The following is a 17,555-nucleotide window of genomic DNA, read 5'->3' on the forward strand; positions in this document are numbered from 1 at the left end:
AAGCTTGGATTATAATAAGATCATTCTTTTACTTAAGGAGATAGCCATGAAAACCCGTATGATTCACATGAGTCCGCCTCAAACGCTGATCAGCGTGTTTATGCTCTTTATATCCGCTGGCACATTAATGCTCAAACTGCCTTCCGCTACAACCAATGGAATAACTTTCATTGATGCTCTGTTTACAGCAACCTCAGCCATGACGGTTACCGGGTTAGTCGTAATAGATACAGGTACAGCATTCACCTTGTTCGGTCAGGTTATCATTTTAGTTCTGATCCAGGTTGGCGGTTTAGGAATTATGACATTTGCGGTACTGATTTACATAATGCTTGGTAAAAAGATTGGAATTAAAGAGCGATTGTTAATTCAGCAGGCATTAAATCAAACTTCCCTGGGCGGAATTATCCGTCTGGTTCGTAAATTATTTATTTTTTCAATAACTATTGAGACCTTAGCCGTAGTTTTTCTATCTTTACGATGGGTTCCAGAAATGGGAATGGCTAAAGGTATCTATGCAAGTATTTTTCATTCCATTTCAGCTTTCAATAATGCCGGTTTTTCTATCTGGTCCGACAGCCTCTCTGCATATGCAGTCGACCCGCTTGTCAATATTGTCATTACACTGCTTTTCATCATTGGGGGAATAGGATTTACGGTTGTCTTTGACTTGTGGAAAAGTAAAGAATTTTACCACCTTTCCCTTCACACGAAAATCATGCTGGTAGGTACCTTATTTATAAATGTGGTTAGCTTGTTTATGATTTTCATTTTAGAATTCAATAATCCAGCCACCATCGCAGACTTCTCTACATTCGGGAAATTGCAAGCAGCCTATTTTCAGGCAGTAACACCAAGAACAGCAGGATTTAATTCAATTGATATTAGTCAGATGGAAGAGTCTTCTCTCTTTTACATGCTGATGCTTATGTTCATCGGGGGTGGCAGTACCTCCACTGCCGGTGGTATCAAACTATCCACCGCTCTCATCATAGTCCTGGCGACTATTACTTTTTTCAGGCAGAAAGAGCACGTGACCCTATATCGAAGAAGTTTCCACTTTCACCTGATCATGCGTGCCCTTGCTCTCACAGTCGGCAGTGTAGGTGTGATATTTACCGGGGCTTTTATTCTAAACCTATCTGAAGATGCCCCTTTTTTAATGATCGTGTTCGAAACTATATCTGCATTTGGCACTGTTGGTTTATCTATGGGACTTACAAGTAATTTAACTCTAATAGGAAAATTGACGCTGATCTTCATCATGTTGATTGGAAAGTTAGGACCATTGACCTTTGCTTTTGCTTTCGCTCGTTACAAACCGGATCCAGTTAAATATCCGAATGAAGACGTATTAACCGGCTAGTCTGCAAGCCCTCTCCTCTGCCTATTAGAGAGAGGGCTTATTCAGCTTTAATGGAAGGAACTGAATAGCCGGATATTATTTCTTCAAGACACTTCACGAGTCTATGTATATCCCCTCTTGTCTGTTCATGGCTAAAAGACAGACGGATAAAAGATTTCGCCTCATCTTCGTTTATTCCTACAGCCCTAAGGATTGGAGGAGAACCTTCTCTCCTAACTTGACAGGCACTGCCCGTGGAAAAAGCATACCCACGACGATTGGCTTCAAGCATTACCCACTGACCTTCTAGACCATGAATACATACCCCGATAATCGGAACCGAATTCACGGACTCGCATACTACTGTGATCCGCGATCTTATATCTTTAACAGCCATTAAAAACTCACTCTTTAAAGCTTTAATTTTAGATTGGCGGTCCTGAAGCTCTCGAATGGATTTTGAAGCAGCCGTTGTAAAGCCCGCGATCCCTGGAGTGTTTACGGTGCCTGCTCGAACGCCACCTTCATGAGTTCCATTTGGCAGCAGGGGCCGGAAAGAAACAGACGGGCTGATGTACAGGGCTCCCGCTCCTTTAGGTCCATATATCTTATGACTTGAGAGTGAGAAACTGTCCAGGTAAGGCGTAATTGAATTTAGTGGCACTTTACCAAATGATTGAACACAGTCGCTATGTAACAATGCACCCCACTTATCGCAAACCTCTCGAATTCTTTTTATAGGCTGGATTGTCCCAATGTCACCATTTACGTGCTGAATAGATACAAGCACGGTATCTTCACGCATTAGTTTTTCTAATTCGTTTACGTCAACGGTTCCCTCCTTCGACAATGGAAGCAAGCTGACTTCATACCCTTCAGCTTCCATTCTTTTGACTGAATTTTTTACAGAGGAATGTTCGGCAGCTGAAGTAATCATATGGTTTCCTTTACCTGCTTTCATTAGACCTTCTATGGCAAGCAGGTTACTTTCTGTACCTCCACTTGTAAAATAAATCCCTTCTTTTATAACCTCTAGAAAATCCGCAAGTGTCTCGCGGCAATGAGATAGCAGCACTTCAGCTTTTGTTCCCGTGTCGTGCAGACTGCTGGTGTTCCCGTAGAATTCGCGGGAAGCTTTGATATAAGCTTCCAGGGCTTCCTCATCGATTGGGCACGTGGCTGCATAGTCAAAATAGTTAGACATTCCTTTTATCCTCCCTTTTTCAAGTAAACCACTTGTCATAAGTTTAATTCTGTGTAAATATAAGTGTCAATACACCTGTAAACAACCAGGAGGCTGAATATGAAAAAAGCAGACGTGATTATTGTAGGGAGCGGGATTGCCTCCTTACAGTTAGCCAGACACTTAACTAAGGATTTAAATGTGATTGTTCTCACAAAGTCTTTCTTGAAACATAGCAATTCAACTTGTGCTCAAGGAGGAATCGCAGCAGCAATCGGACCTCGCGATAACTCTTATCTTCACTACTTAGATACACTTGAAGCCGGCTGCCACTTAAATCATCCGCAGACTGTGATGCAATTAGCAGAAGAAGCTCCCGCCCTCGTTGCGGAACTCATAAAGGATGGATGTCGGTTTGATACTGATGAAACCGGGGCCCTACTCCTCGGTAAAGAGGGATCTCACAGCCACCGCAGAATCGTTCATGGAGGTGGAGACCAAACCGGAAAGCGGATCGTAGAAGGACTTATTCAACACTTATCAACTAAGATCTCTATCTATGAAAATGAGTTTGTTTTCGAGCTGCTTCTTGATGACCAGGGCCGCTGTTATGGTGTTAAAAGTAAAGATATAGAAAACGCTGTACATACATTCACAGCTCCCTATGTCGTTCTTTCAACTGGCGGCTGTGGCCAGCTCTATTCCTTAACCTCTAACGAGGATACGATTACGGGAGATGGCTTGGCTTTAGCATATATGGCCGGGGCAGAGCTTGCAGACATGGAATTTATTCAATTCCATCCCACTCTTTTATACTCGAACGGAGAAACGAAAGGGCTTGTTTCAGAGGCAGTTAGGGGAGAAGGGGCTATATTAATTAATGAATTGGGTGAAAGAATCATGGAAAATGTTCACCCTTTGAAAGACTTAGCGCCAAGACACATAGTGGCGCAGAACATCTATGATTGTTTAAGGAAAGGACAACGCATTTATTTAGACATAAGCTCCATTACAGATTTTCCTGTTAAATTCCCTACGGTTACCACTCTTTGTGAGAAGCACGGTATTGATTTAAGTAGAGGACGAATACCTGTAGCACCGGGCGCCCACTTTGCTATGGGTGGTGTACAGACCGATTCCATTGGTCGAACCAATGTCCAAGGCCTATATGCTCTTGGAGAAACGGCTTGTACCGGTGTGCATGGTGCAAATCGACTCGCCAGTAATTCGTTGCTCGAAGGACTCATGTTTGGAAAACGACTTGCCCAGCACATTAACTGCTCTCCTGTGAAGCATATGTCTATTCATTCAACCAGTAAAAAGACGACACCCATCTTCCCTGTTTTACCCGAAAAAGAATTAATCCAGCGAACCATGATGGACCGGGTAGGGATTGTGCGCTCAGCTCAAGGACTTACTGAGCAAATAGAGTGGCTGGAATCATTCCAATTAGAAAAGTTTTATGAATCCAGGCTTGATTTGCTCACTATCGAACAAATCACCCGTTTCTTTATGATGCAGACGGCCTGGCTGGTTACACACTCAGCTATAGAACGGGAGGAAAGCCGGGGAGGTCATTATCGCAGTGATTTTCCTGAAGAAAGAACCTACTGGCAGAACAAAAAGATTCTTAAGCAAAGATCATTAGAAAGAAGGTCATTCAATGAACAGATTAAAAGTTAGGCGCCTGCTGGAAGATTTTTTTATGGAAGATATAGGAGATCATGATGTAACCAGTGACTTCCTCTTCCCTGATGATGCGGAAGGTGAGCTGCATTTTGTAAGCAAACAGCCCGGCATTTTTTGTGGTATGGAAATTATTCGAGAGGGTTATCAGCTGCTTGATCCGTCGATTATGATTGAACTTTATACTCACGATGGGACTGAAGTCCGTTCTGGTGATTGCATCGCTGCTATTCAAGGACCGATCGTAAATTTACTGAAAGGTGAACGGGTGATCCTTAATTTAATTCAACGAATGAGCGGAATCGCTACGCTTACTAAACGAGCAGTTGAAACTCTCAATAATCAAGAAACGAAAATTTGTGACACAAGAAAGACCACCCCTGGGCTAAGAATATTTGAAAAATACGCTGTCCGGATGGGAGGGGGAGTAAATCATAGATATGGTTTGTTCGACGCCGTCATGTTGAAAGATAATCATATAGCTTTTGCCGGTTCCATTTTAAAAGCCGTCGACATAGTAAGAGCCAAGCTGGGGCACATGGTCAAAATTGAGGTGGAAACAGAAACGGAATCTCAGGTTAAGGAAGCTATCCAGGCTGGAGCTGACTGCATTATGTTCGATAACCGATCTCCAGAAGAAATCAGCACTTTGGTCAAGTTCGTCCCTTCTCACATTACAACAGAAGCTTCAGGAGGAATTCACTTGAATAATTTAGCCGCATACCGCGAGTCGGGAGTCGATTATATTTCCCTTGGAGCACTTACCCATTCAGCTACTTCTCTTGATATTAGTGCAAATGTTTCGATTAAACAAAGGAGGCCCAACTATGAATCTATTTGAAACGATGGAAAATTCCAGCCCCACTTTACCCGAGCGTTACAAAAATAGGAGGACGGAGGAATTAGAAACGATCATTCGGCGTGTGAAAAAGACAATGGGCGCGCGACTTTTTCTACCTGGTCACCACTATCAGAAAGATGAAGTCATCCAGTTTGCCGATGTACGCGGAGATTCTCTTAAACTAGCTCAACTTTCGGCAAGTCAGCACGAAGCAGAAGCCATCGTTTTTTGCGGAGTACATTTTATGGCAGAAACCGCCGATATTCTTACCCGGGAGGACCAGCATGTGTATCTACCTGATATGAGAGCTGGCTGTTCGATGGCGGATATGGCGAACCTCACGCAAACTGAAAAAGCATGGAAGAAGCTAATGGACATCTTTAACGACACCATACTACCTCTTACTTATGTTAATTCAACTGCGGCCATTAAAGCATTTGTAGGGAAGCATGGCGGAGCCACAGTCACTTCCTCCAATGCAGCGGGCATGATCGAATGGGCTTTATCTCAAAAAGAGCGTATTATGTTTTTGCCGGATCAGCATCTAGGACGGAATACCGCCTACAACCTCGGCATCCCTCTCGAACAAATGGCCATATGGGATCCTATACAAGAAGAGTTGATTCACGAAGTACCCGTAGAAGAAGTGAAAGTGATTTTATGGAAAGGGCACTGTTCGGTTCACGAAAACTTTACTGTGCCAAACGTCAAACAGGTACGAAAAGATTATCCTAATATGAACATCATCGTTCACCCTGAATGCAGCCGTGAAGTAGTAGCTCTATCCGATTATGCTGGATCAACGAATTACATTATTAATCAGATCGAAAATGCTCCTCCTGGCAGTGCATGGGCGATCGGTACGGAAATGAATTTAGTGAACCGAATTATCCACGAACATCCGGAACAGCATATCATTTCCTTAAATCCACGAATGTGTCCTTGTCTTACAATGAATCGAATTGATCTCCCTCACCTCGCCTGGTCCCTGGAATCATTAGCCGAAGGAAAACCTCAAAACCTAATTAAAGTTGATTCTGCCATTGCCGAGGATGCCAAAAAAGCATTGGAACGGATGCTGGAAAGAGCTTAAATTTTGGGCTTTTCGGTAACCAAACAAAGGCGCCTCCCTTAACAGAGAAGCGCCTTTTTGTATGTAGATATTAATTTTTAGTATAAAGCAAAATAGCAATGATCATGAGCGCCATACCAGCTATTCTTTGACCATCCAGCGGGATCTGTTTCATACCAAGCCAGCCGAAGTGATCGATGAGTGAGCTTGCAATGAGCTGAGCAGATATCAGAGTGAAAATCGCCGCCCCCACTCCAATTCTAGGTACAGCTAAAACCATGGTCGAAACGAAGAAAGCTCCCAGTACGCCTCCAAGAAGCTGCCATTTAGGCACCTGAAACACGTTAACTAAATTCCCTTTACCAAAAAACAGCATGACTAAAAATAAAACGACTGTTCCAACTAAGAAGGATGTAAATGCTCCTTCAAATACCCCAATCTTCTGCCCTAGCCCCCCATTTACAGATGATTGGATGGCCACACCAATTCCACCTATGAAAACCAGTAACATTAATAACCACTGCATAGCTTACTTCCCCCTCTATTCTCAATCAATATATAAGCACAATTATTTCAAACTCTATCCAGGAGCTCAACTTATTGATTTCAAACGTTATGAAACCTCTCTCTTATTTAAAACGTACCTATTATCAAGGATTTATATAGAAAGGAGACAAATGCTTCAAATGATTATTGTGTATATGCTTTTATTGTTTCTAGTTTTTGCCCTCCTATTTGTTATCGGTAATTTGATAGCGGTTAATTATAAAATTTCGAACAGTGAGCTTATGCTTACTCGAGTTTTTGGCCGGGAAACGACTCGGCTCCCCATTCAAGAAATAGATACAATTTACGATGCACAGTGGGGTCAATTTCCTAAGGAAGCCATCCAAATTGGTACGGTAGATAGGAGGTATAGCGGGTTGGTGTTTAAAATGAACAGTGGAAGAAAATATTTGGTTCACATTAGAAACTGCGGCAAATTGCTTGGTAAATTGAAAGCTGAAAATCCAACGATTAAAATGGATATTTCCAGAGAGTTCTGGTATTAGATTCTTTTTTGCTGGTCGTTTCTTTTGAGGGCTACCCTGAAAATAATTAAAGGCTTAAGGCCGCATTAAATAAAGGGGATTTTATTGCTTTTTAAAAACCCCTGAATCCCTTTGGTGTTTTATGTCATCACTCATCTAAGCCGACTGTGGCGATAAGTCGACTACAAAACCTAAGCGTTGAAGACTCTTAATGGCTTTTTGTTTTTTGGCTTCTAATGCTTGTTGATTATACTGGTTTGCCCCTCGTTCTTTGTACATTTCTCTTTTCGTTAATAAATGATAAACGATCACAAGTAATGTCCGGGCAATGGCCACTCTCGCTTTTTTAGGTCCACGGCGGAATTTAAGTCTTTCGTATTTGGCATGCAGATACGTGCCTTTCTTGCGAGTGGCGCTGGTAGCTGCTTCTACTAACGCATGACGAAGATATTTATTTCCATCTCTCGTACGTGTATTTCGTTTTTTACCTGCGCTTTCGTTTTGTCCTGGGGCCATACCGGCCCATGAAGTTACGTGGTCTGCCCCTCCATATCGACCCATGTCAGATCCTAGTTCTGCCATCAGATGCTGGGCGGTTGCTCGCCCGATTCCAGGGATGGAATCTAAAAGAGCGATATCTTCTTCAAAAGGGCCATGCGGTTGTCAATTTCTTGAGAAAGATCTTCGATCTGTTTTTCTAAGAATTTAATATGGTCAAGTTGAGTACTAAGCATCTTACGCTGGTGCGGCCCCACCAGGCCGTCCAAAGAACGTTCTAAGAGAGGGAGTTTCTTACGGAGGTTTCCTTTTGAATGTTGGGCCAGTACTTTTGCGTTGGTATTTCCACTAATTAGATCGCGAAGGATCAGCCGCCCTGAAACACCTAAAACATTGGTAGCTACAGACCCCAATTTAATATTGGCGCCTTCCAATACTTTCTGGATTCGATTGGCTTCCCTGGATCTTTCGTCAATTAGACTGCGACGGTATCTTACGAGCTCTCGCAATTCACGCTGTTCTCGATTTGGGATGAAGCTCGGTTTCAGTAACCCATGTTTCAATAGCTCGGCGATCCATTCAGCATCCTTTACATCGGTTTTTCTTCCTGGAACTTGTTTAATATGTTGAGCATTCACGACATAAACTGATAAATTCGCTTCCAGTTCTAACAGATTATAAATGGGCTTCCAGTAGACCCCTGTACTTTCCATCGCCACATGGGTACAGCCATTCTCCCGGATCCAATCAGACAAGATAAGCAAGTCATCCGTCATGGTCCCGAAGGTACGAAGTTCCTTCTGATCAGAAATCAAAAGACAAGCAGTGATACTCTTCTTGTGCACATCCATCCCACACACACGATCACTTATAACGTGCATAAGGGTCCCGCCTCCTTTGGGAAAGTTGTAGCCAGCCACCTCTTTCGGAAACGTTACGTGTAAATCTACCCTACGTGCTTCTCCGAGGAAAGCGACAATCCATGGTACACTTGCTTCCGAAGATCCGTCTCTGTTACGAGTTCTAAGACATCACGCCTTCTCGACCTTTGGTAGAAGTCGCTGACTGTACTATTCTATACCCGTTAGGAAACCATTTTCATATGTCATGGTGCGAAAAATTAGCATGAACGTCTCTGTTAAAGTTTATTGTTGATTTTTCAAAAGAGACTTATTACACAATAGGGCCGGATTGTGGAAGACTCAGTTTCAAGATATCTTGGGTCCATTACGATATGAAGAGCGGGCTGGCGGGGGAATAACTCGCTTTCCTATGGGGGAACGGTGAGCTTCCTCGCTCGCTTCACTCCCTGCGGGATCTCACCTAGTCCCTTCTCCCATGGGAGTCTCGCCATTTCCCCGCCAGCCCAACTTTATTAGACGAACGCCCCCGTCCGAAAGAGAGTATCCTTTCCTCATTACCCTGACTGAAATGCTTATATAACAGGCAATCTCGCATAGTTCCAACATGAAAAAAGTATATAAGCCCATGTGGGTTATTACTTCTCAAGCGGATGAAAGACGAACAAGTTTCGAGTTTCTGATTTGGGCTGGTCCGGAGGGGAACGAGGAGACTCCTGTGGGATAAACATGATCGGTGAGACCCCGGAAGGCGAAGCCTGAGGAGGCTCAGCACATGCCCACGGAAAGCGAGTCGTTCCCCGCAGGACCTAACTTTCTCACTAGATATCTCGAAACTGAGTCTTAAACAAACGGGAGCTTTACGGTTATATGAACACGGAAGTTTAACAGAGCCATTTTGATAAATCCCCATTCTATTAATAAAATCGGGATAAGAAAATTCTTAAATGATATTTGCTCTGAGTTAAAAAGCCTGAGCAATTTGCCCAGGCTTTCATGGTTTATGAACCTACATATGTTTTTTTCTGTTCGAACTCATATACGGCCTCTTCAAATACGGCCAAGCCTTGATCAATCTGCTCTCTGGTAACGATTAGCGGAGGAATCATGCGGATAACCTCCTGGTGCTTCCCGCATAAATAGAACAGAACACCTTTTTCAAGGGAAGTGTCTAATATCTTCATCATTCCAGCTCCATCCGGATTCCCTGTTTCAGGGTGGATAATTTCTATTCCAATCATGAGTCCTATCCCCCGGACCTCACCGATGACTTCATGCCTTTCTCTTATTTCTTTTAACCGTCGTAAGGCATATGCTCCGAGTTCTCTTGAATTATCTATTAGATGTTCCTCTTCCATTACATCCAGGGTAGCAAGCGCTGCTGAACAGGCGATAGGGTTCCCCCCAAATGTAGTACCATGGGTACCCATCGGCCATTTACTCATCAATTCCTTAGAAGCGACCGTAGCACTTAGAGGCATTCCTGAAGCTATCCCTTTGGCAATGGCCATGATGTCAGGTGTAACTTCAAATGTTTGGGCCGCAAACCACTCCCCTGTTCGTCCGAACCCTGTCTGGACTTCGTCAAAAATTAAGAGTATGCCGTGGCGGTCACAAATCTCACGAACTTTTTGCAGCCAGGTTTTAGGGGGGATAATATAGCCGCCTTCTCCAAGTACGGGCTCTACAATTATACAGGCGACTTCTTCTGGCGTTACTTGATGATCAAATAATAGCTCTACTTCTTTTTCAAGTTTTTCCGCACAGTATTCCCCCGCATCCCTTCCTTCTGGACATCCGGAGCTGTCAGCGTATGGAAGCTGATAAGTCAGTCCATTAGGCTGCAAAAATTTTCGATACTTACTTTTTGAAGTACTGACCCCAAGGGCACCCAGCGACCTGCCATGGAAACAGCCAGTGAAGGAAATCGTGTAAGGGCGTTGAGTCGCATATTTAGCTAGTTTTAAAGCTCCCTCTATAGCTTCAGTACCGCTATTTGCAAAAAAGAAACAATCCAGATTTCCAGGTAATTTCTCTTTTAATCGATCAGCAACTCTGAGAATAGAATCATACATGATCACCCCGGAAGGACCATGCATCAGGTTATCTGCACTATCCTTAATGGCCTGAACGACTTTCGGATGACGGTGGCCGGTATTAGCTACCGCAATGCCTGAAGTAAAATCCAAATACTTCTTGCCATCTGTTCCGTAATAGTAACATCCTTCTTCCTTTACAACCGGTAAATTGGGGTGGTCTTTTGCCATACTCGGGGCTAGTAAATCAGACATGCGTCCATATAGATCCTCAAATGATGCATTCATATATTTCTCCTCCTAAAAAATAAAGTGGGCAATTATTACGATAATGGGAAGGGTAATCACTGTTCGCTGTAAGAAAATAATAGCAAGTTCCCCTACTGAAATAGGAATCTTGGATTTGACCAGCAGTATTCCAATCTCAGACATATAAATGAGTTGGGTTAGTGAAATGGCTGCGATGACGAATCGTGTTAATTCGCTTTCTATCCCTGAGCCAATGACAGCTGGAAGGAACATATCAGCAAACCCGACCAGCATAGCCGGAGCCGCCTGAGCCGCTTCTGGTATTTGCATCCATTGAAGTACAGGTACAATCGGTAAAGACAGGTACGTAAAAAATGGTGTGAATTCAGCTATAATCAAAGCCACTGTTCCAAGTGCCATGACCAATGGAATCAATGCAAAATATATATCGAGGACCGTTTGCACTCCTTGTTTGGCTACGTGTTTAACACCCTTAACTTCCGAAGCTTTACTAAGAGCTTTATTTAACCCCCATTGCAGATTGGAGATTCCTTCAGGTGTATCTTCTGATATTCTCCTGCCAGTTCCTTCATAATAGGTATCCGCTTTTCTTGATAATGGAGGGATTCTTGGACAGATGAAGGCAGCAACCAGACCGGCTATAACCACGGTCAAATAGAAAGGTACAAAAAATTCTTCTAAACCTATGAAGCTGATAACCACCAAACTAAAAGCAATCGAGTTAATCGAAAAGTTCGTAGCAATAGTTGCAGCTTCCCGCTTTGTATAATATCCTTCTTCATATTGCTTGGTGGTAATTAAGACACCTACTGTTCCCGCTCCCATCCAGGAGGCTAATGCATCAATAGAAGAACGGCCCGGCAGCTTAAATACTGGCCTCATGACTTTGCGAAGCATTGTCCCTATAAAATCCATTAAGCCAAATTCCATTAATAATGGCATTAAAATTCCCGCAAACAAAAACCAGGCAGCGAGAACAGGAACGAGAGAATAAAGCATAGTGCCACCGGTAACATCAGAAATAATAAACTCCGGTCCAACGGCAAAAAGAGTCATAAGAGCAAATACAGCTCCAATTATTCTCGTGACCATCCAAAACGTGCTTACATCAAATAGTTGTTTTATAAACGGTTGATCGATGATAAATTTTGGCTTCACCGTTTTCGCTACCACTGGAAGGATAGCCGAAATCACTAGAATTCCTGTCATTAAACTCGGAAGAACCGGTTCCAGGTTTGCCTGTACAGCTTCTGCCATAACTCCGACACCAATCGTAATTTTTCCGCCATAAGGAATAGGGAATAAAAACAATAGAACACCTGATAGAGAGGGAACTATAAACCAAAAATAATTCCGCCGGGACTGCTGCTTCCTGTTTCCCAGTTTCTCGTTCCATTCCTCCTGTTGAAAATCTTCTTTTTGCTTAACCTCCATCGCTTCCACTCCTTAAAATTATTTAATAAGGTTACATTGAAAACAACCTAACGTTAAGACAAATCTTTCAGCCACTATCTTTGTACTAGCTGGACGAGCTGATTCCTGGAACACTCCTCCACACAACACCTCGAAAAGGCGCCTTCCACAATCCCCTTTAGTCAAAGAGCACTTGTCAGAGAAGACAGCAAAGACCTATAACAAAAACAAATAAAAAAGGCAAAAGATTATAGTCTCTTACCTTTGTAACATGCAAGTATCGTGCCAATTTATTATTTAATTCTGTATTTTTTGAGTTTTCTAACTACTGTAGGCTGGCTGATGCCTAGAGCTTCTGCTATTTTAGTCGTTGTATGAAATTTTTGTTTCGCTTGTTCCAGTTTTTCTTTTTCTACTTTTTCCATTGTCATAGCCAAGGGTTCCTCAAAATTATTCATTTCTGAATAGGAAGAAATGATCTGCTGATAGGATTCAGGGAGATCGGAAGGAAGAATAATAGTGTCCGGCGAAGTAACGACTAATCTTTCCACCAAATTCATAAGCTCTCTTACATTCCCTTTCCATTCCAATTTGTTCAATTCATGCAGTACATCTCGATCTAACACTTTTTTTCTTTTGTAACGGGTCGTAAAATGCTCGAGAAAGGATTGGAGAAGCGGTGTAATATCTTCTTTTCTTTCCCTTAAAGGAGGAATCGTTAAAGGAACTACATTCAGCCGGAAATAAAGGTCTTCTCTAAACAGCTTTTGCTCTACCGATTCTTTTAAATGCTTATTTGTTGCACTAATCAGGCGGAAATCGGAATGAATTTCTTTACGGCCGCCTACTTTATAGAACTTTTTTTTCTGAATTAATTTTAGTACCTTTACTTGATTGGCCAGGGATAACTCTCCTACCTCGTCCAGAAACAAGGTTCCGCCAGAAGCTAGTTCAGCAAATCCCTTCCTTCCTCCTTTAGTAGCTCCCGTAAAGGAACCGCCTTCATAACCGAACAGTTCTGCTTCAAATAGTGAATCCGGGATCGCTCCGCAGTTTACTTCAATAAAGGGTCCGCTTGAACGCTCGCTTTTGTCATGCATCATTTTTGCTAGCTCTGTCTTGCCTACCCCAGACTCACCTAAGAGAAGAACATTTACGTCTACACCCGCTACCTGACTGGCTGTAGCGAGGACTTTGCGCATTTGCTCACTTTTAGCGATAAACTCTCCCTCATTCTGCTGCTTTAACCGAGTAAGCTCATCTCTCACACGCTCCATCTCAACCGTCATTTCTTCCATCCCAGCCTTAATTTCCATTAATTCTGTTACATCATGAGAGTAGCTGACTATACGCACAAGCTCACCGTCATTATTAAAAACGGGCAAAGCCGTAACCAGCAATTTCTTACCACCCTTAAGGGTTTGAACAAAAGTCGCTCTCTCTTGCGACTCCACCACTTTTGGCGTAGCAAGAGGAGTAAAGAGTCCTTCTTTTTCCAGATCATAGACGGATCTGCCCATCAGCTCATCTGCATTAATATCATAGACTGCCCCTGTGCCTTCGCTGACTTTCACAATGGTCCCGTCCGTTTTTGTGACGAGAATATCTTCCTGAAGCGAATGAAAGATTGTTTTATATTCATCCCACTCTGTCATATCCCACACCACCCTCATTATTCAAATTTGAATATAAATTCAATAGAATCGTATTTACTCCTAGTAAATTGCTTGCAATCGTTATTCATAAGTGAATAATAGTTACTCTAAGGTTAACATAAGACCACCCAGAATGATCGAATACTTTGTAAATTTATCACCCTTTCACTTCTATAAGATGGTAAGCTCGTTTTTGTCCTATTAAAAAGACCTGGCCCGAGGATTACCTCTGAGCCAGGTCTTTTATTTATCCATATTTATTTTTGAAGCGCGACTCTTACTTGACTTTCGCCCACCGTAAAGTCTTTCATGTTATCCGCTTTACCTAGTGTAAGGTTCTTCACGAGTACATTTTCACGAATTAGTGCTTCATTTTGCTGGATAGCTTTCTTCACATCTTCATCGCCATCGAGAGCAATATTGACGCGAAGATCAATTGGAAGATCCTGCTGTTTCCGATCGTCCTGAATGACACGGATTACTTCGCGCGCCAGACCTTCAAGGCGAAGTTCTTCAGTGATCGTTGTATCAAGGATCACGTGGAAGTCCTGGTTGGACCCCATAGACAATCCGGAATCAGCTACGCGTTCTACGTTTAGTAGATCCATCGGTACTTCAACTTCTCCGTCTCCTGTTGGGACCACGACTTTTCCATCGTTAACAACCTTAGCTGCTTCTTCATCTGAAAGCTTTTCGAGATAGCCTTTAACAGCACCTACATTTTTACCAAGGACAGGACCTGCCGCACGGAAATTCAGTTTCACTTCATACCGGACAAGATCATCAGAAGACTGCTTAACGACCACTTCTTTGACGTTAATTTCATCACGGATGATGGAATTGTATCGCTCCAGTGCTTTTCCTTGTTCAGGGTTAACAGGAATGACAACTAATTCAGAAAGCGGCTGCTTCGTCTTAATCGCTTCGGTATTACGTACACCGCGAGCCAGTTCAACTACTTGTAGGACCGCATCCATATCCTGTTCAAGCTGATTGTCTGCCTGATTGTCATCCACTTTAGGGAAATATGCCAGATGAACACTTTCGCCTGTTAGATTGTGATGGATATCATCCGCTACAAATGGAATGAACGGTGCAAGCAGCTTGCTCAAGTTAACCAGCACTTCGTGCAAGGTATGGTAAGCTGCTTTCTTCGATTCGGTCATACCTTCCTGCCAGAAGCGATCACGGGAACGGCGGATATACCAGTTACTCAATTCATCAACATACTTTTCAAGCGCTTTTGCAGCTTTCGTAAAGTCATAGTTATCAAGAGCCTCGGTAACCGTAGCTGTTACACTATTTAAACGGGCGAGTACCCAGCGGTCCAGAAGTGTTTTTTCTCCTGTTTCCTTCGCATCGAACTCGTAACCATCAATGTTTGCATACAGCGTATAAAAGCCGTGCGTATTTACAAGCGTATCAATTACTTTTGATTTAGCTTCCACAACAACACGTTCAGAGAAACGCTTGTTGTTCCACGGAGCACTATCAGCAAGGAGAGCCCAGCGGAAAGCATCCGCTCCAAATTTATTCACGAGATCCATTGGGTCAAGGGCATTCCCTTTACTCTTCGACATCTTACGGCCTTCTTCATCCAGGATGTGGCCGGTGGAAAGCACACGTTTGTAAGGAGCTTTCCCTGTAAACAAGGTCGAAACAGCAAGCAGGCTGTAAAACCAGCCGCGGGTTTGGTCAATTCCTTCACAGATCACATCTGCTGGGAATTGCTTCTCAAACTGCTCTTTATTTTCAAATGGATAGTGCTGCTGTGCAAATGGCATGGAGCCGCTGTCGAACCAAACGTCGATGACTTCAGGTACACGGTTCATCGTTCCTTCACAATGATCACATTTCAACTGAACGCGATCGACATAAGGCTTATGAAGCTCTACATCTCCAATATTACCGATCGCTTTTTCCTGAAGGTCCGCCTGACTGTGCGGCGCATACTGGTGATTACAAGAGTCACAGATCCAGATTGGTAACGGCGTACCCCAGAAACGATTACGTCCAATATTCCAATCGACCATATTTTCAAGGAAGTTACCAAAGCGGCCATCCTTAATATGGTCTGGATACCACTCCACTTGCTGGTTATTTTTCAGAAATTGATCTTTCAGTTCTGTCGTTTTTATAAACCAGCTTTCGATTGCGTAGTAAAGCAACGGAGAGTCACAGCGCCAGCAGTGAGGATAACTGTGTTCGTACTTTTCTTTATGGAAAAGAAGTCCTTCATTTGCCAGATACTTCACAATATCGACATCACAGTCTTTTACGAATCGTCCTGCAAATGGAGGAATGTCCTCAGTATAGCGGCCTTGCCCATCTACAACGTTAAAGAATGACAGATTGTGTTCTTTTACTAAAGCATAGTCATCTTCACCATAAGCAGGCGCAATGTGTACAACACCCGTACCGCTTTCCGCGTTAACGAAGCCTGCTTCTACCACAAAGTGGCCGCGCTCTGGTTTAACAAATGGGAATGGCGCATCATATTCTACTCCGGTAAACTCACTGCCTTTATGAGTGGATAGCACTTCGTAGTCTTCACCCATGTTTTTCTCAGCCAGCGCTTCAGCAACGATATAAACTTCACCATTCTGCTTCGCTTTTACATAAGTAAGCTCAGGGTGTACCGCAAGCGTTACGTTAGCAGGCAGGGTCCATGGAGTTGTCGTCCATCCCAGGAAGAACTCATTTTCAGAACCCTTCACTTTGAATTTCGCCGTGGCTGATAGATCTTTTACATCTTCATATCCTTGAGCAACTTCGTGCGAGCTAAGTGTGGTCTGACAGCTTGGGCAGTAAGGCGTGACACGGTGCCCTTTGCTTAATAAGTCACGTTTGTGAAGGTCACTCAGGATATACCAGACACTTTCAATATATCGGTTCTGAAGTGTTACATACGGGTCATCCATATCCAGCCAGTAGCCTATGGACTCCGTAAACTCTCTCCACTGCTTCTCATAGTTAAAGACGCTTTTTTTACATTCTTCAATAAACTTCTCCACGCCGTACTCTTCAATTTCCTGCTTCCCGGAAATTCCAAGTTGTTTTTCTACTTCAAGTTCAACAGGCAGGCCATGAGTATCCCAGCCGCCCTTACGAAGCACCTGATAGCCTCCCATTGTTTTATAGCGAGCTACAAAGTCCTTAATGACGCGACCTAGCACGTGACCAGCGTGCGGAAGTCCGTTGGCTGTTGGAGGACCTTCGTAGAATACAAACGTTTCCGAACCCTCTCGTTCATCCATTGAACGATTGAATACATTCTCAGCGTTCCAATAGTCCTTGACGCGATTTTCGCGGTCTACTGCTGCTTCTTTCGTATTAACACTGCGCATTCGTTCCACCTCTTACCCTTTTATTTTTATCTAAATAAACTTATAAATCATAGACTCAAGGGAAAAAAACCTTTTTAAATATAAAAAATCCGCCCCTGCTTAAAATAACAGGGACGGATGTAGATCCGCGGTACCACCCATATTCCGTGCAGCAATTGCACGGCTCTCGGTTCATAAAACGGATAACGGTCGTCTGCCGGTTTCACCTACTCTTACTTCATTTCAGCGAACCTTCTCAGAGATGATCTTCAGCTCTAACCTGTCATCGCCTTGCAGCAAACAGCGACTCTCTGGGGACAGCATTTACAGCCTACTCTT

11 protein-coding genes, 1 pseudogene and 1 other annotated feature (1 of these 13 cut by a window edge) are annotated in these 17,555 nt (G+C 43.2%); of the genes and pseudogenes, 5 read left to right on the plus strand and 7 right to left on the minus strand.

All coding sequences use genetic code 11. The features are described from left to right. The first annotated feature begins 46 nt into the window (after positions 1–46). Complete coding sequence (locus ACTWPM_RS12415; RefSeq protein ID WP_443133356.1) at positions 47–1,366, plus strand: TrkH family potassium uptake protein; 1,320 nt, start codon at positions 47–49, stop codon at positions 1,364–1,366. 37 nt (positions 1,367–1,403) lie between these two features. Here the strand turns inward: ACTWPM_RS12415 and ACTWPM_RS12420 are convergent, their stop codons facing one another. After that, a complete protein-coding gene (locus ACTWPM_RS12420) occupies positions 1,404–2,549 on the minus strand; it encodes an IscS subfamily cysteine desulfurase (RefSeq protein ID WP_443133357.1) in 1,146 nt (381 codons plus the stop codon). A gap of 99 nt (positions 2,550–2,648) precedes the next feature. Here ACTWPM_RS12420 and nadB point away from each other — a divergent pair, with 99 nt between their 5' ends. From nadB to nadA, 3 genes are read left to right on the plus strand one after another with little or no spacing between them, the layout of a single operon-like run. Further along, positions 2,649–4,211, plus strand: coding sequence for an L-aspartate oxidase (gene nadB / locus ACTWPM_RS12425; RefSeq protein ID WP_443133358.1), 1,563 nt, complete (start codon positions 2,649–2,651; stop codon positions 4,209–4,211). Next, positions 4,192–5,055, plus strand: a complete 864-nt coding sequence (nadC, locus tag ACTWPM_RS12430; RefSeq protein WP_443133359.1) for a carboxylating nicotinate-nucleotide diphosphorylase — start codon at positions 4,192–4,194, stop codon at positions 5,053–5,055. The genes nadB and nadC overlap by 20 nt, the downstream gene beginning before the upstream one ends. Then, positions 5,042–6,148: a quinolinate synthase NadA gene (nadA, locus tag ACTWPM_RS12435; RefSeq protein WP_443133360.1), complete on the plus strand. Its 1,107-nt coding sequence runs from the start codon at positions 5,042–5,044 to the stop codon at positions 6,146–6,148. Before nadC ends, nadA begins: the two co-directional genes overlap by 14 nt. A 70-nt stretch (positions 6,149–6,218) precedes the next feature. On the opposite strand, the gene ACTWPM_RS12440 is transcribed toward nadA, so the two are convergent. Then, positions 6,219–6,653 carry a DMT family transporter gene (locus ACTWPM_RS12440; RefSeq protein ID WP_443133361.1) on the minus strand — a complete coding sequence of 145 codons (435 nt, stop codon included), beginning with the start codon at positions 6,651–6,653 and terminating at the stop codon, positions 6,219–6,221. A gap of 160 nt (positions 6,654–6,813) precedes the next feature. Between ACTWPM_RS12440 and ACTWPM_RS12445 the strand changes: the two genes are divergently transcribed. After that, positions 6,814–7,179 carry a hypothetical protein gene (locus tag ACTWPM_RS12445; protein ID WP_443133362.1) on the plus strand — a complete coding sequence of 122 codons (366 nt, stop codon included), beginning with the start codon at positions 6,814–6,816 and terminating at the stop codon, positions 7,177–7,179. A 135-nt stretch (positions 7,180–7,314) separates the two neighbouring features. Here the strand turns inward: ACTWPM_RS12445 and ACTWPM_RS12450 are convergent. The 5 genes and pseudogenes from ACTWPM_RS12450 to ileS all read right to left on the minus strand — a co-directional run bounded on the left by ACTWPM_RS12450 (position 7,315) and on the right by ileS (position 17,237). Further along, a pseudogene (locus ACTWPM_RS12450) lies at positions 7,315–8,537 on the minus strand (IS110 family transposase). Positions 8,538–9,517: 980 nt separating this feature from the next. Beyond that, on the minus strand, positions 9,518–10,840 hold the full coding sequence (locus ACTWPM_RS12455) for an aspartate aminotransferase family protein (RefSeq protein ID WP_443133363.1): 1,323 nt from the start codon (positions 10,838–10,840) through the stop codon (positions 9,518–9,520). A 12-nt stretch (positions 10,841–10,852) separates the two neighbouring features. Next, complete coding sequence (locus ACTWPM_RS12460; protein WP_443133364.1) at positions 10,853–12,256, minus strand: YjiH family protein; 1,404 nt, start codon at positions 12,254–12,256, stop codon at positions 10,853–10,855. A 272-nt stretch (positions 12,257–12,528) separates the two neighbouring features. Further along, positions 12,529–13,890, minus strand: a complete 1,362-nt coding sequence (locus ACTWPM_RS12465) for a sigma-54 interaction domain-containing protein (RefSeq protein ID WP_443133365.1) — start codon at positions 13,888–13,890, stop codon at positions 12,529–12,531. 257 nt (positions 13,891–14,147) lie between these two features. Then, on the minus strand, positions 14,148–17,237 hold the full coding sequence (gene ileS, locus ACTWPM_RS12470) for an isoleucine--tRNA ligase (protein ID WP_443133366.1): 3,090 nt from the start codon (positions 17,235–17,237) through the stop codon (positions 14,148–14,150). A gap of 106 nt (positions 17,238–17,343) precedes the next feature. Next, positions 17,344–17,555 (minus strand) — a binding site (T-box leader) (it continues 17 nt past the right edge of the window).

The sequence above is a fragment of the Halobacillus sp. K22 genome (assembly GCF_052246795.1).
GTDB lineage: Bacteria > Bacillota > Bacilli > Bacillales > Halobacillaceae > Halobacillus.